The sequence below is a fragment of the Streptomyces sp. NPDC006997 genome (genome assembly GCF_040635175.1).
Taxonomy (GTDB): domain Bacteria; phylum Actinomycetota; class Actinomycetes; order Streptomycetales; family Streptomycetaceae; genus Streptomyces.
In genome coordinates, this window is record NZ_JBEYHH010000006.1 from 125,787 (window position 1) to 150,469 (window position 24,683).

The following is a 24,683-nucleotide window of genomic DNA, read 5'->3' on the forward strand; positions in this document are numbered from 1 at the left end:
GATCATTCAAGCGTCAAGCGCAGTCATGGGATCACCCCACGGATTCCGGAAAGCACACTTCAGGGGCGGGCGATGGAGCAGACACACACCTCCCACAACGGCACGGCGGCGACCACCCCGGGCGCCCAGCGCCGGGTCCTGGTGGTCGAGGACGACGCGACGATCGTCGACGCCATCGCGGCCCGTCTGCGCGCCGAGGGATTTCTCGTACAGACCGCCGGTGACGGGCCGGCCGCCGTCGACACGGCCGAGGCCTGGCAGCCCGACCTGCTGATCCTCGACATCATGCTGCCCGGCTTCGACGGCCTGGAGGTCTGCCGCCGGGTGCAGGCCGCCCGTCCGGTGCCGGTGCTGATGCTCACCGCCCGCGACGACGAGACCGACATGCTGGTCGGGCTCGGCGTCGGCGCCGACGACTACATGACCAAGCCGTTCTCCATGCGGGAGCTGGCGGCGCGCGTGCACGTGCTGCTGCGCCGCGTGGAGCGGGCCGCGATCGCCGCCTCGACGCCGCGCAGCGGGATCCTGCGCCTCGGCGAGCTGGAGATCGACCACGCGCAGCGCAGGGTCCGGGTGCGCAGCGAGGACGTCCACCTCACCCCCACCGAGTTCGACCTGCTGGTCTGCCTGGCGAACACCCCGCGCGCGGTGCTCTCGCGTGAGCAGCTGCTGGCCGAGGTATGGGACTGGGCGGACGCCTCCGGCACCCGGACCGTCGACAGCCACATCAAGGCACTGCGCCGGAAGATCGGCGCCGAGCGGATCCGCACGGTGCACGGCGTCGGGTACGCCCTGGAGACGCCGACGCCATGAGCGAGGGTCCGGCCGGTCGACGGGGGCCCGGGGGTCCGCCCTGGGTCCGTGTGCGGCCGTTCTCGATCAGGACCAAGCTGGGCGTCCTGGTCGTCATCGCGGTGCTGATCACCACCGGTCTCTCGGTGAACGCGGTGCGCTTCCAGACGGAGGTGCGCTTCATCATGGTCTTCTCCATGATCGCCACCCTGCTGGTGACCCAGTTCGTGGCGCAGTCGCTCATCGCGCCCCTGGACGAGATGAACGCCGTGGCCCGGTCCATCTCACACGGCGACTACACCCGCCGGGTGCGGGAGAACCGCTGGGACGAGCTGGGCGACCTCGCCGTCACCATCAACCGGATGGCCGACGAGCTGGAGGCGCAGGACCGCCAGCGCAAGGAGCTGGTGGCGAACGTCTCGCACGAGCTGCGCACCCCCATCGCGGGGCTGCGGGCGGTCCTGGAGAACGTCGTCGACGGCATCGCCGAGGCCGACCCCGAGACCATGCGCACGGCGCTGAAGCAGACCGAGCGGCTCGGCCGCCTGGTGGAGACGCTGCTCGACCTGTCCCGCCTGGACGACGGCGTCGTCCCGCTGCGGCAGCGCCGGTTCGAGGTGTGGCCGTACCTCTCGGGCGTGCTGAAGGAGGCCAACATGGTCGCGTCCGCGCGCGCGGGCATCGCCTCCGACTCCGGCAGCCACACCCGTACGGACGTCCATCTGCGCCTCGACGTCTTCCCGCCGGAGCTGAGCGCGCACGCCGACCCGGAGCGGATCCACCAGGTCGTCGCCAACCTGATCGACAACGCCGTCAAGCACAGCCCGCCACACGGCCGGGTGACGGTGAAGGCGCGGGGCGGGGACCGGCCGGGCTCGCTGGAGCTGGAGGTCCTGGACGAGGGGCCCGGCATCCCGCGCTCGGAGTGGCACCGGGTGTTCGAGCGGTTCAACCGGGGAGCGGCGAACCGGCCGCACGGTCCGGGCGGCGACGGCGGCACCGGACTGGGCCTGGCGATCGCCCGCTGGGCGGTGGATCTGCACGGCGGCCGGATCCGGGTGGCCGAATCCGAGCGGGGCTGCCGGATTCTCGTCACCCTTCCGGGACTGCCGTCCGTCCGGAGTTGACGTAAAGTTCGAAGCGGAGCCACATGATCCACGGACGTCGACGCTGACGGACACGTGTGATCAGGCAGAGGCCAGCGTCACCCAGCGCGCCGGGCCGGAGTCGTCGTACCCGTTCTACGCCTTCGAAACCGAAACCCCGCTTGTTTCCCGCCATTATCGGCACCGAAACACGGGGTTGGATGTGACTTACACGACGATGAACCGGCCGGGCCTGACCTTCTCGGTCATGGGGGCGTAGCCTTTATTCCCGCTGTCCATCACCTTGTGAAGCGGAAGAGGGCGGTTGCCGCCGTGTCGCCACAGTCCCCCAGTAACGCATCGAGCATCTCGACCGACGCAGACCAAGCGGGCAAGAATCCCGCTGCCGCGTTCGGTCCGAACGAGTGGCTCGTCGACGAGATCTATCAGCAGTACCTCCAGGACCCGAATTCGGTAGACCGTGCCTGGTGGGACTTCTTCGCCGACTACAAGCCGGGAGCGCCCGCCGCCCCGGCTCCGGCGGGTCCGGCGACCACGGGGGGCCCGGACACCACGCGTCCCGCTCCGGCCGCCCCCGCCGCCGCTCCGGCTCAGGCGCCGACCCAGGCGCAGGCCCAGGCGCGGCCTCAGGCGCAGGCGCAGCCCGCGGTCCAGGCGCAGCCCGCGCCTGCCCCGGCCGCTCCCGCCGCCCCGGCCTCCAAGCCCGCCGTCGCCGCCCCGGCCCCGGCCGCCGCCGCGCCGAAGAAGGCCGAGCCCGCCACCGAGGCCCCCGAGGGCCCCGAGCTGGTGACCCTGCGCGGCCCCTCCGCCGCCGTGGCGAAGAACATGGACGCCTCGCTGGAGATGCCCACGGCCACGTCCGTGCGCGCCGTCCCGGTGAAGCTGCTGTTCGACAACCGCATCGTCATCAACAACCACCTCAAGCGCGCCCGCGGCGGGAAGATCTCCTTCACGCACCTCATCGGGTACGCGATGGTGCAGGCCATCAAGGCCATGCCGGCGATGAACTGGTCCTTCCAGACCAAGGACGGCAAGCCCACCCTGGTCAAGCCGGAGCACGTCAACCTCGGTCTCGCCATCGACCTGGTCAAGCCCAACGGCGACCGCCAGCTCGTCGTCGCGGCGATCAAGAAGGCCGAGACGCTGAACTTCTTCGAGTTCTGGCAGGCCTACGAGGACATCGTCCGTCGCGCCCGCGACAACAAGCTGACGATGGCCGACTTCACCGGCGTCACGGTCTCCCTGACCAACCCCGGCGGCCTCGGCACCGTCCACTCGGTGCCGCGCCTGATGCCCGGCCAGTCGGTGATCATGGGCGTCGGCGCCATGGACTACCCGGCGGAGTTCCAGGGCACCAGCCAGGACACCCTGAACAAGCTCGGCATCTCCAAGGTCATGACGCTCACGTCGACCTACGACCACCGGGTGATCCAGGGCGCGGCGTCGGGCGAGTTCCTCCGCCAGGTCGCCAACCTCCTCCTCGGCGAGAACGGCTTCTACGACGACATCTTCGAGGCGCTGCGCATCCCCTACGAGCCGGTGCGCTGGCTCAAGGACATCGACGCCTCCCACGACGACGACGTCACCAAGGCCGCCCGGGTCTTCGAGCTGATCCACTCCTACCGGGTCCGCGGCCACGTCATGGCCGACACCGACCCGCTGGAGTACCAGCAGCGCAAGCACCCCGACCTGGACATCACCGAGCACGGGCTCACCCTGTGGGACCTGGAGCGCGAGTTCGCCGTCGGCGGCTTCGCGGGCAAGTCGATGATGAAGCTGCGCGACATCCTCGGCGTGCTGCGCGACTCGTACTGCCGCACCACCGGCATCGAGTTCATGCACATCCAGGACCCCAAGCAGCGCAAGTGGATCCAGGACCGCGTGGAGCGCCCGCACGCCAAGCCGGAGCGCGAGGAGCAGCTGCGCATCCTCCGCCGTCTGAACGCGGCGGAGGCGTTCGAGACGTTCCTCCAGACGAAGTACGTCGGCCAGAAGCGCTTCTCCCTGGAGGGCGGCGAGTCCGTCATCCCGCTGCTTGACGCCGTCCTCGACTCGGCGGCGGAGTCCCGCCTCGACGAGGTCGTCATCGGCATGGCCCACCGGGGCCGCCTCAACGTCCTCGCCAACATCGTCGGCAAGTCGTACGCGCAGATCTTCCGCGAGTTCGAGGGCAACCTCGACCCGAAGTCGATGCACGGCTCCGGCGACGTGAAGTACCACCTGGGCGCCGAGGGCACCTTCACCGGCCTGGACGGCGAGCAGATCGCGGTCAGCCTGGTCGCGAACCCGTCCCACCTGGAGGCCGTCGACCCGGTCCTGGAGGGCGTCAGCCGCGCCAAGCAGGACATCATCAACAAGGGCGGTACGGACTTCACCGTGCTGCCGGTGGCGATCCACGGCGACGCGGCCTTCGCGGGCCAGGGCGTGGTGGCCGAGACGCTGAACATGTCGCAGCTGCGCGGCTACCGCACCGGCGGCACGGTCCACGTCGTCATCAACAACCAGGTCGGCTTCACGGCCGCGCCGGAGTCCTCGCGTTCCTCCATGTACGCCACGGACGTGGCCCGCATGATCGAGGCCCCGATCTTCCACGTGAACGGCGACGACCCGGAGGCCGTGGTCCGCGTCGCGCGGCTGGCCTTCGAGTTCCGCCAGGCGTTCAACAAGGACGTGGTGATCGACCTCATCTGCTACCGCCGCCGCGGTCACAACGAGTCCGACAACCCGGCCTTCACCCAGCCCCTGATGTACGACCTGATCGACAAGAAGCGCTCGGTGCGCAAGCTGTACACCGAGTCGCTGATCGGCCGGGGCGACATCACGCTGGAGGAGGCCGAGCAGGCGCTCCAGGACTACCAGGGCCAGCTGGAGAAGGTCTTCACCGAGGTCCGCGAGGCCACCTCGCAGCCCGCCGCGGTGCAGACCCCCGACACGCAGGCCGAGTTCCCGGTCGCCGTGAACACCTCGGTGTCCTCGGAGATCGTCAAGCGGATCGCCGAGTCGCAGGTCAACATCCCCGACCACATCACCGTCCACCCGCGGCTGCTGCCGCAGCTCCAGCGCCGGGCGGCGATGGTGGAGGACGGCACGATCGACTGGGGCATGGGCGAGACCCTCGCGGTCGGCTCCCTCCTCCTGGAGGGCGTCCCGGTCCGGCTGTCCGGCCAGGACTCCCAGCGCGGCACCTTCGGCCAGCGGCACGCGGTCATCATCGACCGCGAGACGGGCGAGGAGCACACCCCGCTCCTGTACCTGTCGGAGGACCAGGCCCGCTACAACGTCTACAACTCCCTGCTCTCCGAGTACGCGGTGATGGGCTTCGAGTACGGCTACTCGCTGGCCCGCCCCGACGCGCTGGTGATGTGGGAGGCGCAGTTCGGCGACTTCGTCAACGGCGCGCAGACGGTGGTGGACGAGTTCATCTCCTCCGCCGAGCAGAAGTGGGGCCAGACGTCCGGCGTCGTGCTCCTCCTCCCGCACGGCTACGAGGGCCAGGGCCCGGACCACTCCTCGGCCCGCATCGAGCGGTTCCTCCAGCTCTGCGCCCAGAACAACATGACGGTCGCCGCGCCGACCTCCCCGGCGAACTACTTCCACCTGCTGCGCTGGCAGGTGCACAACCCGCACCACAAGCCGCTGGTCGTCTTCACCCCGAAGTCGATGCTGCGTCTGAAGGCCGCGGCGTCGAAGGCGGAGGAGTTCACCACGGGCCAGTTCCGCCCGGTCATCGGCGACGCGTCGGTGGACCCGGCGGCGGTGCGCAAGGTCGTCTTCACCTCCGGCAAGGTCTACTACGACCTGGAGACCGAGCGCGTCAAGCGCGGCGTCACGGACACGGCCGTCATCCGCATCGAGCGCCTGTACCCCCTCCCGGGTGCGGAGCTCCAGGCGGAGATCGCCAAGTACCCGAACGCCGAGAAGTACCTGTGGGCCCAGGAGGAACCGGCGAACCAGGGCGCCTGGCCCTTCATCGCCCTCAACCTGATCGACCACCTGGACCTCGCGGTCGGCGCCGACGTCCCCCACGGCGAACGCCTCCGCCGCATCTCCCGCCCGCACTCGTCGTCCCCGGCGGTGGGCTCGGCGAAGCGGCACCAGGCGGAGCAGGAGCAGCTGGTGCGCGAGGTGTTCGAGGCGTGACCCGCTGACGCACGGCACGCACGACGAGGGGGCCCCGCCTGGCGGGGCCCCCTTCGCGTATGCCTCAGCTCGGCTGCGGCTCGAAGTCCCAGAGGGGGCGGGTGCGGCTGCGGGCCGCGAGGGTACGAGGATGCTCGGCGCCCAGGCTGGCGACGAGCCGGGAAAGAGCCTGCCCCTCCAGCGCCTCCGCCTCCCCCTCTTTGCGCAGCGCACGCCAGTCGGCGGCCAAGGCGATCTGCGCGGAGAGGGTCAGGGGGTGGGAGCGACCCAGCGTCTTGCGGGCCCTCGCGGCTGTGTTCCAGCTCAGCTCCGCCGCGCCTTCCGGATCGCCGTCGAGGCCGCGCACGGCCGAGAGGTTGAGGGCGCACCCGAGCGTCCAGGGGTGGTGACCGCCCACCGTCGCGGCCATCCGCTCGAACGCGTCGGCGCCGAGGTGGTGTGCCTCCGTCTTCTCACCGGTGGCGCTCAGCGCCAGGCTGAGGTTGCCGAGGGCACCGGCCGTGAAGGGATGGTCCCCACCGAAGACGCCCTGGTACGCCTGCACGAGGGCCTGGCTGACCGTGGTGTGGACGTAGCCCTTCGCACGGTCGTGGCAGTTGAGGTCCATGGCCACGGCCAGCATCTCGGGGTGGTCGCCGCCCAGGACGTCCTCGCAGCGGTGCAGCAGCGCGGTGAAGGGCGAGTCCTTGGTTCTCCGGCCCTGGTCGCGGTACTCGCACAGCGCGAACTGGCGTTGCGCGCGCAGGGTGTGCGGGTGGTCAGCTCCCAACACGGCCACCAGGTCCGGCACGTTCGTCTGCAGGACCGCCCGCGCCGCCGCGTACTCACCCACCATGCGCAGGTCGACGGCGTACGAGGTGGCCTGATGGAGCGTCACGGGATGCCGGGCTCCGAGCGTCGCACGGCAGAGGGTGAGGGCGCGCCGGTCGACGTCCTTGGCGTCGTGGTACTGACCGGCCAGCCGCAGCGAGAGGGCGAGGCCGCTCGGCGCGTCGACGGCCACCTCGGACTCCTGGCCGAAGCGTCGCTCCGCACGGGTGGCCGCCCCGCGGGCGATTCCCAGCGCCTCCTGGTACCGGCCGAGGCCCCGCAGATCAGCGGCGAGGCCGCAGACCGCGGCGAACGCGGCCTCGCTCGTCTCCGTTCCCAGCTCTTCGACGGCCTCCCTGTCGAGGCCCTCGGCCTGCCGGTGATCGCCCACCGCGCGGAGCAGGGCCGCGTACCTCAGTGACAGCTCCCGTGCGTCAGGGGCGGGCCAGTGTCGCGCCGCGGGCACGGCGGCTTTCGCCAGCCGGACGCCGTCGCCGTACCGACCCGACATCCGCAGGTACGTCAGAGAGTCGAGCACCAGGCGCCGTGCCTCGGGCTTGGTGCTGTTCGGGACGCGGGCACCGGCCAGGTGCGGGACGGTCTCGGCGTACCGGCGCCAGCGGGCCAGGTCCGAGGGCGGGCCGGGGTGACTCGCCAGCACGGCCTGCCGGACGACCGCCGCGGCGGCGCGCTTGTCCTGGGGAGACAGGCGTGCGAGGGCCAGACGCCGGACCACCGGGGGGATCCACAGGTTTCCTCCCCCGGTCTCGCCCTGCCCGCCCTCCGCCGTATCGGGCTGCACGGAGGCGAGGCCGTACCGCTCCAACTGCTCCAGTGCCTTGTCGTGCTGCTCGGAGTCGTCCAGCACCTTTCTCACCAGCCACAGCGGGAGCGGGTCCGCCGAGGAGACCGCGAGGATGCCCAGCAACGGCAGGGATCCGGGTATCCGGTGGAACAGGTCCTCGTAGGCCCTCGCTACCGGAGCCGAGTCGTCGAGGGAGACACCGGCCGTACCCCCGTCGGTGTTGTCCAGGAGCGTCAGGTACCGCGCCACGGGGAGGCCGGTGTCCGTGAGCCAGCGAGCCGACTCGTCCAGCGCCAGCGGCAGGTGCCCCATCGCCTCCGCGAGCTGTTCGGCGTCCGTCTTCGACAGCCCGAGGACACCGCTCATCAGGAAGTCGACCGACTCCTGCCGCTCGAACACCGGCAGCCGGACGAGTGCGCCGCCGTCGATGCCCCACCAGGAATCACGGGAGGTGATGAGGACATGACGGCCAGCGGCGTGGAAGCCCCGGACACTCACCGGTTCGTCCGCCCCGTCCAGGATCACCAGCCAGCGCCCGCCTTCCCCGACCAGCCTCTGCTGGAACTCGGTCCACCATGCGGCGGGCACCCACCACACCTCGTCGTACTCGGCACGGAAACGGTGCAGGTACTCGGTGACAAGCTGCGTCTTGCCCACGCCGGGCATCCCGCACACGGTGACCAGGCCCCGCTCCAGCAGGCCCGCACGGACCTCGAACAGGGCGGACGCGCGCCCCACGAAGAGTGCGTTGCGTCGCGGCGCGCCGCCCGGGACTTCAGCTCTCGGGGTACCTCGGCCACCGGTCGGAAGACCGAGCCGGGACAGCAGTTCCCGTTCGAGTGCGTCGACGGTGACGTCACGCCCGTCCACCGGGGTGAGCCCGACGGCTACGCGAGGCAGCGGTCCGACGCCGACATGGACGGTGACGAAGCGGGTGTCGCCGAGTGAGGTGAGCTGACTGAGCGCTGCCCGCCACTCCTCGTTCGTGTGAGGACTCAGCCGGAAGAAGGACGCGCTCAGTACGAGGATCACGCGGGCCGCCGAGGTCCGCAGGAGCCGCAGTCGTGCGGTCAGCGGGACGTTGGACTGCGGGTTCCACACCTGCCGGGTGACGCTCAGGCCGCGTTCCAGCAGCCGCTGCCTGATCGCCGCCGCGACGTCCGTGTCGTCGTCATCCGGGGCGTACACCACCGCGATATCCGACTCGTCCATGTCCGCCGCACGCGCCACCTCCGCGTGCCGCCGTTCCTCCTCCGCCCGCAGCCGCGCCACCTCCGCGCGCAGGAGCTCCAACTCCCGTTCCTGCCGCTCCCGCGCCTCCTGTGCCTGCTGCTCCTCGCGCCGCTCCTCGGCGTCGGCGGCCTCGTCCGCGGCGAGCAGTTCCTGTTCCAGTTCCACGCAGCGTTGCTCGGCCCGCGCAACACGCCGCTCGGCCGCCTCCAGCGCCGTTTCCAGGTCGGCGACCCGCTGGCGCAGCGCGTCGCGCTCGTCGCCCACCCGGTGTTGCTCCGCGCGCAACACCTCCACCTGGACCTCGGTGGCGCCGTGCGCCGCGACGGCTTGGGCGAGTTCCTGCCGCTCGGCCTCCAGACCGGCGGCGCGTTCGCGTTCCGCGTGCAGGGCCACGGCCACCGCGTCGGCCTGGGTCCGCGCCACGTCCGCTTCCTGGAGGGCCGCGGCGAGCTTGTCCTCCAGGTCCTGGATCTGCCACGCGCGCGTGTTGGTCGCCTTCAGTGCCGCGCGTTGCAGGGCGGTCAGGCGGCGCTGGGCCGCCGGGGACATCCGGCGGCCGAGTCTGCCGCCGAGGTCGTCGACCAGCGCGGTGACGAAGTGGTCGGGGGCGACCGTCTCACCGCTGAGGTAGCGGCTGACGCTGCTCGGGCTGTAGCGGCGCTTGGCGGCGTACCCGCGCACCGAGATCCGCAGTTCCACGAAGCACCGACGCAGTTCCAGGGCGAGCTGGCGCCGCTCGGCCACCAGGTTCTCGGTGAGGGGCGCCAGGCCGATCCCGACGGCGACGGCCTGGACGCCGTCCTCGTAGGGGACCAGCTCCGCGGCGACGACCTCGTCCGGCGCGCCGGTCCCGTCGGTCTCGTCCCTGCCGGGTCGTTCGTCCACGCGTGCTCTCCCCCGTCGTGCCGCAGCCGTGTCCCACAGCATCCGCAACATGTAGAGCTTGGCGCAACGCCTCCTGACGAACCGAGAGTTGGGCAATCGAGACACCGATCACCCCAGGGGGCGACCATGCATCGCAAGCACACTCTCAAGGCGGCGCTCACGCTGCTGGGCGCGGCCGTGTCGGGAGCGGTCCGGGCCGTCGTCTCGTGGTTCCTGGAGGACGGGGCGGGCGGGGCCTGACACCGGGCGGGGGCTGGCGGGTGGGGTGCCTATCCTGGGGGTATCGCGTTCCGGCAGCCCCGGCTGTCACCATCCCGACGGAGAGCACGTTGTACTTCACCGACCGAGGCATCGAGGAACTGGAGAAGCGGCGCGGCGAGGAAGAGGTCACCTTCGAGTGGCTCGCCGAGCAGTTGCGTACGTTCGTCGATCTCAACCCTGACTTCGAGGTGCCGGTGGAGCGGCTGGCGACCTGGCTGGCGCGGCTGGACGACGAGGACGACGAGTAGCTCGGCCAGACGACGAGTGGCGCTGTCAGTCGCGCGGGTGGGTGAGGTCGTAGCCGAGGGCGAGCGTGCCCTGGGCCAGCAGGAGCGCGCCCGCCGTGGTGAGGGCGGCGCTGTGGCGGCGTAGGCCCCAGAGGGTGAGGGGGAGGCCCGTGGTGATCTGTGCCAGGGCGAGGATCCGTGCCCTGGGGTCGCCGGACCAGGGGAGACAGGGTGCGACCCGGCTGAGGTCCACCGCGTCGAGTTCCGCGCGTGCGGTGTCGCGCCAGCCGGACCACTCGATACGCCGCGTGTCGTGCCGGTCCGCGACCGCCTCGCGCAGGTGGTCGGCGGGGGCGCCGGGGGCGAGTCCGGCGGGCAGGGACACCCCCGCGCGCGTGAGCACCGCGAGCAGACCGCGCAGCCGGGCGCGTGCGTCGGTCCGCGGGTCCGCCTCGGTCAGCAGGTCGAGCGACGCCACGTCCAGGACGGGGTCGAGGCCGAGGCGCGCGGCGAAGGCGCGCATGGCCTCGGCCTCCCCCGCCGGGGTGCCGTCCGCGAGCCAGACGTAGCCGACGGGGCGGCGGAAGCCGGACGCGAGGGTGTACCCGGCGCGGTCCGCGTCCCACCACAGGGCGAGTACGGGCCAGGGGGCGCCGACGGCGAGGGCGGTGGCCCAGCCGGTGAGGACGCGGTCGACGGGTTCGGCGCCGGACAGCCAGGGTCCGCCCTCGGGGACCAGCACGCTCCACTCCTCGCCCGCCGGGGCGAGCAGTGTGTCCTGGCGGAGCAGCGGGGCGACAGGGGCGACGGAACCGGGCTCGGCCCGGCAGAGCAGCAGGGCGCCCGGGGCGGCGGTACGGGCGGGGTCTGCGGCGTCTGCGGGGTCTTCTTCCGTCGGCATACGTTCACGCTAGGACAGGTTGCCTCCATTAGCCCGATATACGGCTTCCGGGGAACCGACCAGGGTCGACCGGGCTCGTCCGTCGTCACCGAAACGAGTGTCTTGACTTCCCCTCGCCACGATATATCGTGAATGACACGAGACGCGATATGGCGCGTTGCGTCGCCCCTGGAGGTCGGAGGTCTTCACCATGTCCGAGTGGTCCGTCAGCGAGCCCAGCAAGCTCACCTTCGACGCACCCGTGAGCGAGCTCCACGTACGCATCGTCAACGGAACGGTGAACGTGGTGGGCACGGAAGAAGGTTCCGCCCGCCTGGAGGTCTCCGAGATCGACGGCCCGCCCCTGCTGGTCACCCAGCGGGACGGCGTCCTGACGGTGGCGTACGAGGACCTGCCCTGGAAGGGCTTCCTCAAGTGGCTCGACCGCAAGGGCTGGCGGCGCGGTGCCGTCGTCTCGCTCGCCGTCCCGGCGCGGACCCGCGTCGAGGTGGGCGTGGTCGGCGCCGCCGCGGTCGTCTCCGGGATCGAGGGCCGGGCGGACGTGAAGGGCGTCTCCGGTGACACCACCCTGGTCGGCCTCGCCGGGCCGGTGCGCGCGGACACGGTGTCCGGGAGCCTGGAGGCCCAGGCCCTCACCGGGGACCTGCGGTTCAACTCCGTCTCCGGGGACCTGACCGTCGTCGAGGCGGGCTCCTCGGTGCGGGCCGACTCGGTGAGCGGCTCGATGATCATCGATCTCGACCCCACGAGCCGCCCCACCGACATCACCCTCAACAGCGTCTCCGGCGAGATCGCCATCCGCCTCCCCCACCCGGCCGACACCAAGGTGGAGGCGAACACCGCGAGCGGGGCGGTCTCCAACGCCTTCGAGGACCTGCGGGTCAACGGCCAGTGGGGCGCCAAGCGCATCACCGGCCGCCTCGGCGCGGGCAACGGCAGGCTGAGGGCCACCACCGTCTCCGGCTCCATCGCCCTGCTGCGCCGCCCACAGGCGGACGAAGGAGTGGGGGACGCGGCGCCGGAGGACGCCCCACACCACGACCCGGGGGAGAATCCCGCTGCGGCCGCGGGCGGGGGCACCCCCTCGACCAGCGACCCGGCCGACGGTACGACCGACAAGAAGGTGCTCTGACATGGCCCCCGTCTTCGCACACGGCCGCCTCCGGCTCTATCTGCTGAAGCTGCTGGACGAGGCCCCGCGCCACGGCTACGAGGTGATCCGCCTCCTGGAGGAACGCTTCCAGGGGCTGTACGCCCCCTCGGCGGGCACGGTCTACCCCCGGCTCGCCAAGCTGGAGGCCGAAGGACTGGTCACCCACACCACCGAGGGCGGCCGCAAGGTGTACGCCATCACGGACGCGGGCCGCGCCGAGCTGGCCGACCGCAGCGGCGAGCTGGCCGACCTGGAGCTGGAGATCCGCGAGTCCGTCGCGGAACTCGCCGCCGAGATCCGTGCCGACGTACGGGGCGCCGCGGGCGACCTGCGCCGCGAGATGCGCGCCGCCGCGACCGCGGCCCGGCACACCGGCGCCACCGACGACGGCACGGACGCCCTCGGCGACAAGGAGGCGTGGCGTACCGCCAAGGAGGAGATGCGCCGTGCCAAGCAGGAGTGGAAGGAGCAGGCCCGCCGTGCCAAGGACGAGAGCCGTCGCGCCCGCGAGGAGGCCCAGCGGGCCCGCCGCCAGGCCAAGGAGGCCCAGGAGCAGGCCCGCGTCCTGGCCCAGGAAGGGATCCAGCGCATCGCCCGCCGGGTCCAGGAACAGGTGCAGGACCACTTCACGCGCGGCGACTGGCCGACGGGCGTCCGGGAGGGCCTGACGGAACTGGCCAAGGAGTTCGGCGAGTTCGGCATGGACTTCGGCAAGGAGTTCGGCAAGGACCTGGGCCGGGACTTCGGCTTCGGCCGCGCCGGTACCGGTGCCGGTGCCGGTGCCGCCAAGTCGGGTCAGGAGCCGGAGTTCTCACAGACCCCGGAGGACTTCCCAGCCGACTACCAGCCCGCCTGGGCCCACGACGACCCCTCCACCGGCGACCCGGCCCGCGATCTGGACCGGCTGCTCGACCGGTTCCGGGACGACATCCGCGACGCGGCCCGGGACCACGGCGTCACCGACGACCAGCTCCGCGACGCCCGGCGTCATCTGTCGACGGCGGCGGCACACATCGGGGCGCTGCTGCGCCGCACCCCGAAGGCATAGCCACCCGAAGAGCGGTGGGAGGGCGGGAGGGCGCGGGTGCCCACCTTCCCTCACCCCGCCTTCGCCGCTCCCCCGCCATACAGCACCCGCGTCACCGACTCATACGTCACCCCGTGGTCGGCGAGCACCTCCGCGGCGACGCCGGGGAGGGCGGTCAGGGCGAGGAGCAGGTGCTCGTCACCGATATGGCGGTCACTGTGGGCCAGCGCCATCCGCAGGGAGTTCTCCAGCACCTTCTTGGCCCCGCGGCTGAACGGGCGGTGGCCTCCCCGCCAGCCCTTGCCACCGGCCGCGGCGGGGTCACCGGCGGCACGGTCGCCCGCGAGCGCGCCGACGCCGTGGGCCTCCTCCACCCGGGACACGATCGCCGACACGTCGATGCCCAGTCCGGCCAGCGCCTCGGCGTCGGCCTGTGACAGTCCGGCCCGGCGGCGCGCCTCGGCCAGCGCCCGCGCCACCCCCTCCCGCCGCCCGGACAGCCCGAGCGAGGTCAGGGCGAAGGACGCCCGGCTCGCCTCCCTGTCGAGCAGGGCGAGCAGCAGGTGCTCGGGGTCCACGGTCCGCGAGCCCGACCGTTCGCCGTGCTCGACCGCCCCCTTCACCACCGCACGGGCGTCCTTGGTGAACCGTTCGAACATCATCGCCTCCCGTACTTCTTGTGCACGGCCTGCCTGCTCACTCCGAGTTCCGCGGCGATCTCCTGCCACGACCAGCCCTGCTGGCGCGCACTGCGCACCTGCACGGCCTCCAGTTGCTCCAGCAGCCTCCGCAACGCGGCGACCGCCCGGAGCCCGACCCGGGGGTCCCGGTCACCCGCGCGCTCGGCGAGATCCGTTGCTTCGGTCATGACGTCAACCTACGTTGACACCCTCACACACGTCAACTGACGTTGACACCCCGTGCACGAAAACGGCGGCCGACCCGGAGAAGCCTCCGAACCGGCCGCCGCCCCCAGAAACCCAAACAGAAACCCCAGACAGAACCTCAGGCGTTCGTCAGCACGATCTTCCCGAACTGCTCCCCCGCCGCCATCCGCTCGAAGCCGTCCCGAGCCCGCTCCATCGGCAGCACCTCGTCGATGACGGGCCGTACGCCGGTCGCGGCACAGAAGGACAGCAGGTCCTCCAGCTCGTCCTTGGTCCCCATGGTCGAACCGACGACCTTCAGCTCCAGGAAGAAGATCCGGGTCAGCTCGGCGTGCGAGGGCCGGTCGCCGCTGGTGGCGCCGGAGATGACGAGCGTGCCGCCGGGCCGCAGCGACTTCACGGAGTGCGACCAGGTGGCCGCGCCCACCGTCTCGATCACGGCGTCCACCCGCTGCGGCAGCCGCGCCCCCGACTCCACCGCCTCCACGGCACCCAGCTCCAGCGCCCGCTTGCGCTTGGCCTCGTCCCGGCTGGTGGCGAAGACCCGCAGCCCCGCCGCCTTGCCGAGCACGATGGCGGCCGTGGCGACCCCGCCCCCGGCGCCCTGCACCAGCACGGAGTCCCCGGGCCGCACCCCCGCGTTGGTGAACAGCATCCGGTACGCCGTCAGCCAGGCCGTCGGCAGACAGGCGGCCTCCTCGAAGGACAGCTCCTTCGGCTTCGGCAGCACGTTCCACGTCGGTACGGCGACGCGCTCGGCGAAGGTTCCCTGGTAACGCTCGGTCAGGATCGACCGGGGCTCCCGGGGACCGACGCCATGGCCGGTCTGCCCGATGACGGAGTGCAGGACGACCTCGTTGCCGTCCTCGTCGATCCCGGCGGCGTCGCAGCCGAGGATCATCGGCAGCCGGTCCTCGGGCAGACCGACGCCGCGCAGGGACCAGAGGTCGTGGTGGTTGAGGGAGGCGGCACGGACGTCGACGGTGCTCCAGCCGGGTCGGACCTCGGGGGCCGGGCGCTCCCCCAACTCAAGTCCGTTCAGCGGCTGGTCACGGTCGATACGGGCGGCGTAGACGGCGAACATGCAGCCGACGATAGGCGCAGGCGCCCCCCAGCGAAACCGACCCGGCCTGTGACACACGCCCTCTTGCGCACCCACCCCAGCGCCACGCGGAACCGCCCCATGAACCCGAGCCCGAACCACGCATCGGCCCCGCGCACGAGAAGACGGCCCCGCCCCCGGAAGGAGACGGGACCGTCCACGCACGTCACCGCCGAGCGACGCCCTCCGCCCGAGCCGCCGCCGCCACCGCCGCCGTCACGGCCGGGGCGACCCGCTCGTCGAACGGCGAGGGAATGACGTAGTCGGCCGCGAGGTCGTCCCCGACGACCCCCGCCAGCGCCTCCGCCGCCGCGATCTTCATGCCCTCGGTGATCCGGGAGGCCCGCACCTGGAGCGCGCCCGCGAAGATGCCGGGGAACGCGAGCACGTTGTTGATCTGGTTGGGGAAGTCCGACCGCCCCGTGGCCACCACCGCCGCGTACTTGTGCGCGACGTCGGGGTGCACCTCGGGGGTCGGGTTGGCCATGGCGAACACGAACGCGCCCTCGGCCATGGAGGCGACCGCCGCCTCCGGGACCGTACCGCCGGAGACGCCGATGAACACGTCGGCGCCCGCGAGGGCGTCCTCCAGGGAGCCGGAGAGCCCGGCCTTGTTGGTGAACCCGGCGACTTCCCGCTTGACCGACGTGAGGTCGTCCCGGTCGGCGGAGACGACGCCCTTGCGGTCGGTGACCGCCACGTCCCCGATCCCGGCCTCGATCAGCATCTTGGCGATCGCGACCCCGGCCGCCCCGGCGCCCGAGATGACGGCGCGCAGGTCGCCGACGGCCCGGCCGCTGAGCCGGGCGGCGTTGCGCAGCGCGGCCAGGGTGACCACGGCGGTGCCGTGCTGGTCGTCGTGGAAGACCGGGATGTCCAGCTCCTCCTGGAGCCGGCGCTCGATCTCGAAGCACCGCGGCGCCGAGATGTCCTCCAGGTTCACTCCGCCGAAGGAGGGCGCGAGGCGCACCACCGTCTCGACGATCTCGTCGACGCCGGTGCAGTTCAGCGCGATCGGGACGGCGTCCACGCCGCCGAACTGCTTGAAGAGGATGGCCTTGCCCTCCATCACGGGAAGGGAGGCCTCGGGGCCGATGTCCCCGAGCCCGAGCACCGCCGTACCGTCCGTCACGACGGCGACCACGGACGACTTCCAGGTGTAGTCATGCACCAGCTCGGGCTGCTCGGCGATCGCGGTGCACACTTTCGCGACGCCGGGCGTGTACGCCAGGGACAGGTCGTCCTTGTCGCGGACCGGCACGGTGGCCTGCACGGCCATCTTGCCGCCACGGTGCAGAGCGAACGCCGGGTCGAAGGAATCGAGGGGCTCGCCCCCGCCCTCCTGGTCCGCACTGGCGTCGCTGTCGCTGCGAGGATTGACGATCTCCGCTGCCACTTCGTTTTACCCCTTAAATATTCATAGGTTGAGGGTGGGCCACTCCTGGTGAGGGGTGGGCGGGCACCGCGTACTTCCTGACCCCCGGCACGTTTGGGGGCCTGACGGGTATTACGCGACGGGCGCGCCGCACACGCGCCCTGAGCCCCGGATGAGGGGTGTGGAGAACCTTCTTACCGGACGTACCGCGGCTTGGACGAGCCCATAACGCGAAGGTCACACGCCGGTGGCATGACTCTTCCCACGAAATCAGGACAAGGACTGGACAAACCCTTGACTAGCACTCAAGCCGGATGAAAGGCCAATGATCGATCATCCATATCGTGAGATATGCCGAAGATCTTCCGGTGGGAAGCAGAGAAGCCCGCAGATGGTCCGGTCGTGATGTACCGGATAGTGCGGTTCGGGGGTGTCCCGTTATCCGATTTTGACATAGCGAGTCACCTGAATGGTTCCGTCCGAATGGCAAGATGCGGTCATCACACAAGGTCGCGACACTCGAAGGCGTGTGTTCTCGTCGACCGAGACCAGACCATCGGCAACTCCACCCATCCGCCGGAGGAACCCACCATGACCGCAAGCTCCACCCGTCGTACGACCGCCAAGCGCTCCCGGCTGGCAGCGGTCGGCTCGATCGCGGTCGCAGGCGCCCTGCTTCTCACCGGCTGCGGTGACCAGACCGAGGGCGGCGGCTCGGACGAGGGCAACGAGACCGCGAGCCAGAGCCAGAGCTCGGCCCCGCTGGCCGACAAGCTCCCCCAGGCGATCCGCGACAAGGGCGTCATCAAGGTCGGCTCCGACATCGCCTACGCCCCGGTCGAGTTCAAGGACGACTCCGGCAAGACCGTCGGCATCGACCCCGACCTGGCCGACGCCATGGGCAAGCAGCTCGGCGTGAAGTTCGAGTTCGAGAACGGCACGTTCGACACCCTGCTGACCGGTCTGCGCTCCAACCGGTACGACATCGCCATGTCCGCGATGACCGACACCAAGGAGCGCCAGGAGGGCATCGACTCCGAGACCGGCAAGAAGGTCGGCGAGGGCGTCGACTTCGTCGACTACTTCACCGCCGGTGTCTCGATCTACACCAAGAAGGGCGACGACCAGGGCATCAAGACCTGGGCCGACCTGTGCGGCAAGAAGCTCGTGGTGCAGCGCGGCACGGTCTCCGAGGACCTCGCCAAGGACGAGGCCAAGAAGTGCACCGGCGGCAAGAAGATCACCATCGAGTCCTTCGACAACGACCAGCAGGCCCAGACCCGGCTGCGCGCGGGCGGCGCCGACGCCGGTTCCTCGGACTTCCCGGTCGCCGCGTACGCCGTGAAGACCTCCGGTGGCGGCAACGACTTCGAGCTGGTCGGCGAGCAGGTCGAGGCGGCGCCGTACGGCATCGCCGTCGCCAAGGACGACGCCCAGCTGCGCGACGCCCTCAAGGCCGCGATGGACGCCGTCATCGCCAGCGGCGAGTACACCAAGGTCCTGGAGAAGTGGGGCGTCACCGAGGGCGCCGTGGACGAGGCCGTCGTCAACGGTGGCAAGTGATCGCTCGGCACCCCGGCCAGCGGCCACCGAAAGGCAACACCCGTGACTGTTGACATCGACAAGACGACGGGTCCGGCCGACACTCCCCCGGCCGGACCGGAGGCCATCAAGGCCATCCCGGTCCGGCACTACGGGCGCTACGTGTCCGCCGTCGTCGCCCTCGCCCTGCTGGGCGCCATCGTCTACGCGTTCTCCCAGGGCAGGATCAACTGGGACGCGATCCCGGACTACTTCTTCAACGACCGTGTCCTCAGCGGTGTCGGCAAGACGCTGCTGATCACCGTCCTCGCCATGCTGATCGGCGTGGTGGGCGGCATCATGCTCGCGGTGATGCGGCTCTCGAAGAACCCGGTGACCAGCACGATCGCGTGGTTCTACATCTGGTTCTTCCGCGGTACGCCGGTGCTGGTGCAGCTCGTGGTCTGGTTCAACCTGGGCCTGGTCTTCGAGTACATCAACCTCGGGCCGGTCTACAAGGACGAGTGGTCGCAGTTCATGACCCCGTTCCTGACGGCGCTGCTCGGCCTCGGTCTGAACGAGGCCGCGTACATGGCGGAGATCTGCCGCGCCGGTCTGCTCTCGGTCGACGAGGGCCAGACGGAGGCGGCGCACGCGCTGGGCATGAGCCACTCCAGGACCCTGCGCCGGATCGTCGTACCGCAGGCGATGCGGGTGATCGTGCCGCCCACGGGCAACGAGGTCATCAACATGCTGAAGACGACCTCGCTGGTCTCGGTCGTCCAGTACTCCGAGCTGTTCCGGGTCGCCCAGGACATCGGCCAGACCTCCGGCGCCCCGGCGGAGATGCTGTTCCTCGCCGCCTCCTGGTACCTCGTCCTGACCTCGGTCTTCAGCGTCGGGCAGTACTACCTGGAGCGCTACTACGCCCGCGGCTCCACCCGGCAGCTGCCGCCGACGCCGTGGCAGAAGATCAGGAAGAACGTGCTCTCCCTGACGAACCGGAAGGGAGCGGCGGCATGACCGAGACGGACAAGCAGGCCACCGTGCCGATGGTGAAGGCGGAGGGCGTCCACAAGTCCTTCGGCCCGGTCGAGGTCCTCAAGGGCATCGACCTGGAGGTGAGGACCGGCGAGGTGTTCTGCCTCATCGGCCCCTCCGGCTCCGGCAAGTCGACCTTCCTCAGGTGCATCAACCACCTGGAGAAGATCAACGCCGGACGGCTGTACGTCGACGGCGAGCTGGTCGGCTACCGCCAGAAGGGCGACAAGCTGTACGAGCTGAAGGACAGCGAGGTCGCGCTGAAGCGCCGGGACATCGGCATGGTCTTCCAGCGCTTCAACCTGTTCCCGCACATGACGGCCGTCGAGAACGTCATCGAGGCCCCGGTGCAGGTCAAGGGCGTGAGCCGGGCGCAGGCCCGGGAGCGGGCGATGGAGCTGCTGGAGCGCGTGGGCCTGGGCGACAAGGCCCGCAACTACCCCTCGCAGCTCTCCGGCGGCCAGCAGCAGCGCGTCGCCATCGCGCGGGCGCTGGCCATGGACCCGAAGCTGATGCTGTTCGACGAGCCGACCTCGGCGCTCGACCCGGAGCTGGTCGGTGACGTCCTCGACGTCATGCGCGACCTCGCCGAGTCCGGGATGACGATGGTGGTCGTCACCCACGAGATGGGCTTCGCCCGCGAGGTCGGCGACAGCCTGGTCTTCATGGACGGCGGTGTGGTGGTCGAGTCCGGCCACCCGCGCGACGTCCTGACGGACCCGCAGCACGAGCGGACGAAGTCGTTCCTGTCCAAGGTGCTGTAAGAACCTACGAAGGGGCGGTACGGAGATGTCCGTACCGCCCCTTCCTCTTGTTCCTCTTGTTCCTCGTGTTCCTCGTGTTCCTCGTGTTCCTCGTGTTGCCCTACCTCAGGGCGAGCAGCAGGGTGTCCGCGGGCGAGCACCACACCGGCCGCGCCTCCGCGAACCCCTGCTCGCGCAGGACGCGCGCGTGCCAGGCCGCGGACGGCATCTCGCCGTCGGCGTGGGAGCCGTAGATCTCGAAGCGGCGGGCCGTGGGCTCGGCGAGGACGGGGTCCGCGGCGGCCACCTCCCACCACTGGTCCCAGTCGAGGGCGCCGTCGCGTACGGCCCGCTCGCGGCGGGCGGCGCGCAGCGCGGACTCGGCGGCGTTGATGCGCGGGGTGGTGTCGTCGGGCATGTGGTCGGCGTTGAGGAAGACCCCGCCGGGCCGGACGAGCCCGGCGAGCCGCCCGTACAGCCGGGTCAGCGGCTCGCGGCGGAGCCAGTGCAGGGCGGTGGCGGTGACGACGGCGTCGTACGTGTCGCACGGCAGCCGCGTGGTCCACTCCGGCGCGGTGAGGTCGGCCTCGACGAGCGTGACGCGGTCGTCGTCGGCGAAGGTGCCGCGGGCGATCGTGAGCAGCGCGGGGTCGAGGTCGACGCCGGTGCTGGTGGCGTCCGGGAACCGCTGGAGCAGACGGGCGGTGATGCTGCCGGTCCCGCAGGCGAGGTCGAGGACCCGGGGTGCGGTGCCGACCAGCGCCTCCACCATGTCGAGCATGACCCGGAACCGCTCCTCACGGTCGGGCAGGTACCACTCCTGCTGCCGGTCCCAGCTCTCCTGCCAGGCGGTCCAGTCGGTCCCCCCGGCGGCGCCCGCGCCTTCCGTCCGCAGTTCCGTCATCACTGCCCCCTGTCCGAGTCGCCACGTAATACCCTGGAAACGCGATCAGCCATTACTCAACCGTACGCACGACCATAGACCACCCCCGTAAGGACCACAAGTGGAACTGGCCTATTACTCGGACTACGCCGTACGTCTGGTCAACAGCGAGGAGCCCGCGCGCGGCAAGGACGCGCTGACCTCGGTCGAGGCCGTCCGCGACCTGTTCGGCGGCAACCAGTCGGCGGCCCGCCGCGCCACCGACGCGGACGTCACGCGGTTCCGCTCGGTCCGGGCCAGGCTGCGCGCGGTCTTCGAGGCGGCGGACGAGGGCGACGAGACCCTCGCGGTGGACCTGCTGAACTCACTCCTCCTGGAGTTCCCGGTCAGCCCCCAGATCTCCGGGCACGACCACCGCGACGAGGACGGCCGCCCCCTGTGGCACATGCACCTGGCGGACCACCCGTCCAACGCGACCGCGGGCTACGCGGCCATCGCGGCGATGGGTCTGGCCTTCCACCTCACGGAGTACGGCGTGGACCGCCTCGGCCTGTGCGAGGCGGCGCCGTGCCGCAACGCCTACCTGGACACCTCGACCAACCGCTCCCGCCGCTACTGCTCCGACCGTTGCGCCACCCGGGCGAACGTCGCCGCCTACCGGGCCCGCAAACGTCTGGAGGCCGACCTCTCGGAGAAGACGGGCCTGGCCGCCGAGAGCGCCCAGCGCAGCACGGCCAACGGCGAGCGCTGACCCGGCTTGAGCGGCCGGTACCGCAACCAGACCCGCCCCAGCACCAGCTCGTCGGGGACGGCCCCGTAGTCCGTGCTGTCCCCTCCGGCGTACGGGTTGTCGGCCAGCACCCACCACCCGCTCTCCCGCCGCTCGGCCACCCGCTTGACGACCAGCAGGTCCTGCTGGAACGGATGCCGCAGCACGATCACGTCGCCCGGCCGGATGCGGGCCCGGTGCCGCAGCACCAGCCGGTCCCCGTGGTAGAGCGTCGGCACCATCGACGGTCCCGTCACCTCGGCCAGCCCGAACGGCGGGACGCCCCTGCCCCGCTCGCCCTCCGGCGACAACTCCGGCATCCCGGCACCTCCCCGGTCGGATCCTCCACCAGTCTCAGTCTCACCCCGGACTTTTGCCCTAAGCCCACGGGGGCACCCGCGAAATCCCGTGCCCCAGGGAGTAATGTCCCACCTGAGAAGACGATCACGAGGAAGGAATGCTCCATGCTTTCCCGCCTGTTTGCCCCCAAGGTCAAGGTCAGCGCACACTGCGACCTGCCCTGCGGTGTGTACGACCCGGCCCAGGCCCGCATCGAGGCGGAGTCGGTGAAGGCCATCCAGGAGAAGATGGCCGGCAACGACGACCCGCACTTCCAGGCTCGTGCCACCACCATCAAGGAACAGCGCGCCGAGCTGGCCAAGCACCACGTCTCGGTGCTCTGGAGCGACTACTTCAAGCCCCCGCACTTCGAGAAGTACCCCGAACTGCACCAGCTGGTCAACGACACCCTGAAGGCCCTCTCGGCCGCCAAGGGTTCCACCGACCCGGCGACGGGCCAGAAGGCGCTGGACTACGTCGCCCAGATCGACAAGATCTTCTGGGAGACCAAGAAGGCCTGATCTATGGCTAGGCCGTTTGACCTGCGGTTTCGCGGGTCGCATCGCCTACCTGTCCGCACCCGGTCCGCAGGCCGCCGAGCACGGCGTCCATGACGGTCCGGGTGCGGTCTTCTTCGCCCGGCCACAGGTGCGCGTAGATCCGGAGCGTGATGACGGCGGACGCGTGGCCGAGGACCAGCTGGACCTGCTTGACGCTCGCTCCGCCGGCGATGAGGGCGGAGGAGTAGAAGTGGCGCAGGTCGTGGGTCACCATGTGCGGCAGCTCGACTGGCTGGCGGCCCTCGCGCTCGGCTGCCTCGTTCTCCGCTGCGTTGCGCTCCCTCGGCATCCAGGTCAGGCCGCGCACAGGCCCCGAGACCGGCGAGGTGACCGGGTACAGCCTGGCCACTCCCGACGACACCACCCAAGGTGAGCCGGTCTGGTACGGCGGCTCACGGCTCCCTCCCGACCTGTCCTACAACCGCCTCCGCGAACGCCTTCCCACCCAGGATCTGGCTGACCGCCCCGAGCAGGCGGTGGACCCGGCCGAACCGTGGCCCGCGCCGCGACCGCCGTCCGCGACGCCCACACCACCCTCGACTCGGGCGACGACGCCATGGCCCGGGACATCTGGATGCTTTCGGCGACGCCCTCCACAACCTGGCCCTCGCCACCAAGGGGGGCACCGGGCCGAACTGCAAGCCGTGGCGAGGGCGTTCAACCGGGCCAGCCGCTCGGCGATCCGAGCCGATCACCAGGCCGCCACCGCCCTACGGGAAGCCGCCAAGGAACTCGCCTTGCCATACACGATCCGGGCGGACTCGCCATCGCCCTGATCTTCGCCGCGCTCCACGTGGCGCACGCGGCCGCCAAGTGGCATGAGCAGCGCGGCCACGAGCAGCAAGCCGCAGCGGCCGAAGAAGCCTTCCGCCACCTGCAGGCCGGTTACCAGCAGGCCGCCCAGTCGGTCCTGTCGGATCTCGCCCGTCGCACACCGCGCGCCACAACTGTCATCCGCTTCGAGCAGGATCTGCGTGCAGTCCTCCCCGACCACGCCGACCGCGCCCTCACCGATCCCGCCTGGCCGGTCCTGACCACGACCCTGGCCCGCGCCGAGACCGCGAGCCACAACCCCCGACGGCTCTTGGCCGAAGTCGCCGCGCGGCGAGAACTTGACACCGCCGATCGCCCCGCCGAGGTCCTCAGTTGGCACATCGCCGTGCAGCCGAACAGGCGTGCTCAGGCGGCTCGCAGGCTGAGCACCCGCATGACCGCACCCGTGACGCCCACACCACAGACCACGCCCACGCCGGTGAGCGAACAGCCTACGGAACGCGGCCGACGGCGATAGCCAAGTCGGCTGTCAGCGACGGCAGACGAGGATGCCGCCCAGGCACGTGACCTCGAAGACCCCATGCCGGGCGATGTGATCGACGAGGATCGCGCGGGCCCGCTCGATCGTGGCCTCGAAAGGCACGTCGTGCTGGTCCGCCCACGCCCGGTACGAGGCCATGTGCGCGATGACCGGCTCGGGGTGCTGGACCGCGATGGTGCCGGGCAGTTCGATCGCCTCCACGCGGCCGAACTCCTCGCCCAGGAAGGCCGGGGCCTTCTCCAGAGAGAAGCGGGCGCTGAGCGAGATGCGGGCCGGGCCGCGTCCGGTACCGAGGACATCGCCCGCCGCCCGCTGCCACAGGTCGTCGAGTTCGGACTTGTCCAGGTCGCTGTTGGTGGAGACGATCACCGCCCCGGCACGAGCCACGACGCGGGACACCTCCCTGACCGCCTGCGGGATGTCCGGGACGTGGTACAGCATGTGCAGCGCCAGGGCCGCGTCGACGCTCGCCGTGGCCAACGGCAGGCGGGTGGCATCCGCCACGGCGACCGGGCCGGGCACGCTGGTGAGGATGCCGGGGGCGATGTCCAGTCCGAGCAGGGCCAGCTCGGGCCGATCGTCGCGAAGCCGCTGGATGAATTTACCGTTGCCGCAGCCGATATCGACCACACGCCCGCGTACGCCGCTCAGCTGTTCGGCGACGATGCCGGGCAGGTCGTATCGAGGTGTCTGCCACTGGTAGAGCGACTGGCGGGCAGCCAGGTCCCGGTCGCCGTTATAGGCGCTTCCGGCAAGGCGGCTCCGGTCGGTGACAGCGGCGTCGTGTGCGGCAGACCGTTCGGTCACG

Annotated in this window: 20 protein-coding genes and 2 pseudogenes; 12 read left to right on the forward strand and 10 right to left on the reverse strand. The window is 70.9% G+C overall.

The window, feature by feature from the left end; all coding sequences use genetic code 11:
* Positions 1 to 72 precede the first annotated feature (72 nt).
* The 3 genes from ABZ659_RS08040 (at position 73) to ABZ659_RS08050 (ending at position 6,038) form a co-directional block, all read left to right on the forward strand.
* Entirely contained in the window at positions 73 to 813 is a 741-nt protein-coding gene (locus ABZ659_RS08040) for a response regulator transcription factor (RefSeq protein WP_210923949.1), read from the forward strand.
* Entirely contained in the window at positions 810 to 1,919 is a 1,110-nt protein-coding gene (locus tag ABZ659_RS08045) for an ATP-binding protein (protein ID WP_360214717.1), read from the forward strand. The genes ABZ659_RS08040 and ABZ659_RS08045 overlap by 4 nt, the downstream gene beginning before the upstream one ends.
* Before the next feature lie 291 nt (positions 1,920 to 2,210).
* Positions 2,211 to 6,038: a multifunctional oxoglutarate decarboxylase/oxoglutarate dehydrogenase thiamine pyrophosphate-binding subunit/dihydrolipoyllysine-residue succinyltransferase subunit gene (locus tag ABZ659_RS08050; RefSeq protein ID WP_360214719.1), complete on the forward strand. Its 3,828-nt coding sequence runs from the start codon at positions 2,211 to 2,213 to the stop codon at positions 6,036 to 6,038.
* 64 nt (positions 6,039 to 6,102) lie between these two features.
* Here ABZ659_RS08050 and fxsT read toward each other — a convergent pair whose 3' ends face one another.
* A complete protein-coding gene (fxsT, locus tag ABZ659_RS08055; protein WP_360214721.1) occupies positions 6,103 to 9,771 on the reverse strand; it encodes an FxSxx-COOH system tetratricopeptide repeat protein in 3,669 nt (1,222 codons plus the stop codon).
* A gap of 329 nt (positions 9,772 to 10,100) precedes the next feature.
* Here fxsT and ABZ659_RS08060 point away from each other — a divergent pair, with 329 nt between their 5' ends.
* Positions 10,101 to 10,280 (forward strand): DUF6104 family protein, encoded by a 180-nt coding sequence (locus ABZ659_RS08060; protein WP_003992906.1) that lies wholly within the window; start codon positions 10,101 to 10,103, stop codon positions 10,278 to 10,280.
* A gap of 25 nt (positions 10,281 to 10,305) precedes the next feature.
* Here ABZ659_RS08060 and ABZ659_RS08065 read toward each other — a convergent pair whose 3' ends face one another.
* Entirely contained in the window at positions 10,306 to 11,160 is an 855-nt protein-coding gene (locus ABZ659_RS08065) for a hypothetical protein (RefSeq protein WP_360214724.1), read from the reverse strand.
* A 190-nt stretch (positions 11,161 to 11,350) separates the two neighbouring features.
* Between ABZ659_RS08065 and ABZ659_RS08070 the strand changes: the two genes are divergently transcribed.
* A complete protein-coding gene (locus tag ABZ659_RS08070) occupies positions 11,351 to 12,292 on the forward strand; it encodes a hypothetical protein (RefSeq protein WP_360214726.1) in 942 nt (313 codons plus the stop codon).
* 1 nt (position 12,293) lies between these two features.
* On the forward strand, positions 12,294 to 13,361 hold the full coding sequence (locus ABZ659_RS08075) for a helix-turn-helix transcriptional regulator (protein WP_360214728.1): 1,068 nt from the start codon (positions 12,294 to 12,296) through the stop codon (positions 13,359 to 13,361).
* A gap of 50 nt (positions 13,362 to 13,411) precedes the next feature.
* On the opposite strand, the gene ABZ659_RS08080 is transcribed toward ABZ659_RS08075, so the two are convergent.
* The 4 genes from ABZ659_RS08080 to ABZ659_RS08095 all read right to left on the reverse strand — a co-directional run bounded on the left by ABZ659_RS08080 (position 13,412) and on the right by ABZ659_RS08095 (position 16,725).
* Positions 13,412 to 13,999: a Clp protease N-terminal domain-containing protein gene (locus ABZ659_RS08080; RefSeq protein ID WP_360215081.1), complete on the reverse strand. Its 588-nt coding sequence runs from the start codon at positions 13,997 to 13,999 to the stop codon at positions 13,412 to 13,414.
* Positions 13,999 to 14,208 (reverse strand): helix-turn-helix domain-containing protein, encoded by a 210-nt coding sequence (locus ABZ659_RS08085; RefSeq protein WP_360214730.1) that lies wholly within the window; start codon positions 14,206 to 14,208, stop codon positions 13,999 to 14,001. Before ABZ659_RS08085 ends, ABZ659_RS08080 begins: the two co-directional genes overlap by 1 nt.
* A 137-nt stretch (positions 14,209 to 14,345) precedes the next feature.
* Entirely contained in the window at positions 14,346 to 15,311 is a 966-nt protein-coding gene (locus tag ABZ659_RS08090; protein ID WP_360214732.1) for a zinc-binding dehydrogenase, read from the reverse strand.
* A 184-nt stretch (positions 15,312 to 15,495) separates the two neighbouring features.
* Positions 15,496 to 16,725: an NADP-dependent malic enzyme gene (locus tag ABZ659_RS08095; protein WP_360214734.1), complete on the reverse strand. Its 1,230-nt coding sequence runs from the start codon at positions 16,723 to 16,725 to the stop codon at positions 15,496 to 15,498.
* A 570-nt stretch (positions 16,726 to 17,295) separates the two neighbouring features.
* Here ABZ659_RS08095 and ABZ659_RS08100 point away from each other — a divergent pair.
* The 3 genes from ABZ659_RS08100 to ABZ659_RS08110 are packed head-to-tail and all read left to right on the forward strand — an operon-like array spanning position 17,296 to position 20,030.
* Positions 17,296 to 18,267 (forward strand): ABC transporter substrate-binding protein, encoded by a 972-nt coding sequence (locus tag ABZ659_RS08100; RefSeq protein WP_360214736.1) that lies wholly within the window; start codon positions 17,296 to 17,298, stop codon positions 18,265 to 18,267.
* A 42-nt stretch (positions 18,268 to 18,309) separates the two neighbouring features.
* On the forward strand, positions 18,310 to 19,248 hold the full coding sequence (locus ABZ659_RS08105) for an amino acid ABC transporter permease (RefSeq protein WP_360214738.1): 939 nt from the start codon (positions 18,310 to 18,312) through the stop codon (positions 19,246 to 19,248).
* Positions 19,245 to 20,030 (forward strand): amino acid ABC transporter ATP-binding protein, encoded by a 786-nt coding sequence (locus tag ABZ659_RS08110; RefSeq protein WP_360214740.1) that lies wholly within the window; start codon positions 19,245 to 19,247, stop codon positions 20,028 to 20,030. The genes ABZ659_RS08105 and ABZ659_RS08110 overlap by 4 nt, the downstream gene beginning before the upstream one ends.
* Before the next feature lie 100 nt (positions 20,031 to 20,130).
* On the opposite strand, the gene ABZ659_RS08115 is transcribed toward ABZ659_RS08110, so the two are convergent.
* The gene (locus tag ABZ659_RS08115) at positions 20,131 to 20,913 is read right to left on the reverse strand and encodes a class I SAM-dependent methyltransferase (protein ID WP_360214742.1); all 783 of its coding nucleotides are present in this window, start codon (positions 20,911 to 20,913) and stop codon (positions 20,131 to 20,133) included.
* A 100-nt stretch (positions 20,914 to 21,013) separates the two neighbouring features.
* Between ABZ659_RS08115 and ABZ659_RS08120 the strand changes: the two genes are divergently transcribed.
* Positions 21,014 to 21,643, forward strand: coding sequence for a CGNR zinc finger domain-containing protein (locus tag ABZ659_RS08120; RefSeq protein ID WP_360214744.1), 630 nt, complete (start codon positions 21,014 to 21,016; stop codon positions 21,641 to 21,643).
* On the opposite strand, the gene sodX is transcribed toward ABZ659_RS08120, so the two are convergent.
* On the reverse strand, positions 21,547 to 21,981 hold the full coding sequence (sodX, locus tag ABZ659_RS08125) for a nickel-type superoxide dismutase maturation protease (protein ID WP_360214746.1): 435 nt from the start codon (positions 21,979 to 21,981) through the stop codon (positions 21,547 to 21,549). The genes ABZ659_RS08120 and sodX overlap by 97 nt on opposite strands.
* A 144-nt stretch (positions 21,982 to 22,125) precedes the next feature.
* Here sodX and sodN point away from each other — a divergent pair, with 144 nt between their 5' ends.
* A complete protein-coding gene (gene sodN / locus ABZ659_RS08130; protein WP_360214748.1) occupies positions 22,126 to 22,521 on the forward strand; it encodes a superoxide dismutase, Ni in 396 nt (131 codons plus the stop codon).
* A gap of 7 nt (positions 22,522 to 22,528) precedes the next feature.
* On the opposite strand, the pseudogene ABZ659_RS08135 reads toward sodN, so the two are convergent.
* Positions 22,529 to 22,831: pseudogene (locus tag ABZ659_RS08135) on the reverse strand (tyrosine-type recombinase/integrase); the annotation flags it as partial.
* Position 22,832: 1 nt separating this feature from the next.
* On the opposite strand from ABZ659_RS08135, the pseudogene ABZ659_RS08140 reads away from it, so the two are divergent.
* Positions 22,833 to 23,851, forward strand: a pseudogene (locus ABZ659_RS08140) (mobilization protein); the annotation flags it as partial.
* A gap of 12 nt (positions 23,852 to 23,863) precedes the next feature.
* Here ABZ659_RS08140 and ABZ659_RS08145 read toward each other — a convergent pair.
* Positions 23,864 to 24,682 (reverse strand): class I SAM-dependent methyltransferase, encoded by an 819-nt coding sequence (locus ABZ659_RS08145; protein ID WP_360214750.1) that lies wholly within the window; start codon positions 24,680 to 24,682, stop codon positions 23,864 to 23,866.
* Position 24,683 lies beyond the last annotated feature (1 nt).

What these genes read in the sequence shown, in the direction of transcription:
- ABZ659_RS08080 (WP_360215081.1), bottom strand. Translation starts at nt 13,999, where the DNA reads ATGTTCGAACGGTTCACCAAGGACGCCCGTGCGGTGGTGAAGGGGGCG.
- sodN (WP_360214748.1), top strand. Translation starts at nt 22,126, where the DNA reads ATGCTTTCCCGCCTGTTTGCCCCCAAGGTCAAGGTCAGCGCACACTGC.
- ABZ659_RS08110 (WP_360214740.1), top strand. Translation starts at nt 19,245, where the DNA reads ATGACCGAGACGGACAAGCAGGCCACCGTGCCGATGGTGAAGGCGGAG.
- ABZ659_RS08045 (WP_360214717.1), top strand. Translation starts at nt 810, where the DNA reads ATGAGCGAGGGTCCGGCCGGTCGACGGGGGCCCGGGGGTCCGCCCTGG.
- ABZ659_RS08040 (WP_210923949.1), top strand. Translation starts at nt 73, where the DNA reads ATGGAGCAGACACACACCTCCCACAACGGCACGGCGGCGACCACCCCG.
- ABZ659_RS08090 (WP_360214732.1), bottom strand. Translation starts at nt 15,311, where the DNA reads ATGTTCGCCGTCTACGCCGCCCGTATCGACCGTGACCAGCCGCTGAAC.
- ABZ659_RS08100 (WP_360214736.1), top strand. Translation starts at nt 17,296, where the DNA reads ATGACCGCAAGCTCCACCCGTCGTACGACCGCCAAGCGCTCCCGGCTG.
- ABZ659_RS08115 (WP_360214742.1), bottom strand. Translation starts at nt 20,913, where the DNA reads ATGACGGAACTGCGGACGGAAGGCGCGGGCGCCGCCGGGGGGACCGAC.
- ABZ659_RS08075 (WP_360214728.1), top strand. Translation starts at nt 12,294, where the DNA reads ATGGCCCCCGTCTTCGCACACGGCCGCCTCCGGCTCTATCTGCTGAAG.
- ABZ659_RS08065 (WP_360214724.1), bottom strand. Translation starts at nt 11,160, where the DNA reads ATGCCGACGGAAGAAGACCCCGCAGACGCCGCAGACCCCGCCCGTACC.
- ABZ659_RS08085 (WP_360214730.1), bottom strand. Translation starts at nt 14,208, where the DNA reads ATGACCGAAGCAACGGATCTCGCCGAGCGCGCGGGTGACCGGGACCCC.
- sodX (WP_360214746.1), bottom strand. Translation starts at nt 21,981, where the DNA reads ATGCCGGAGTTGTCGCCGGAGGGCGAGCGGGGCAGGGGCGTCCCGCCG.
- ABZ659_RS08070 (WP_360214726.1), top strand. Translation starts at nt 11,351, where the DNA reads ATGTCCGAGTGGTCCGTCAGCGAGCCCAGCAAGCTCACCTTCGACGCA.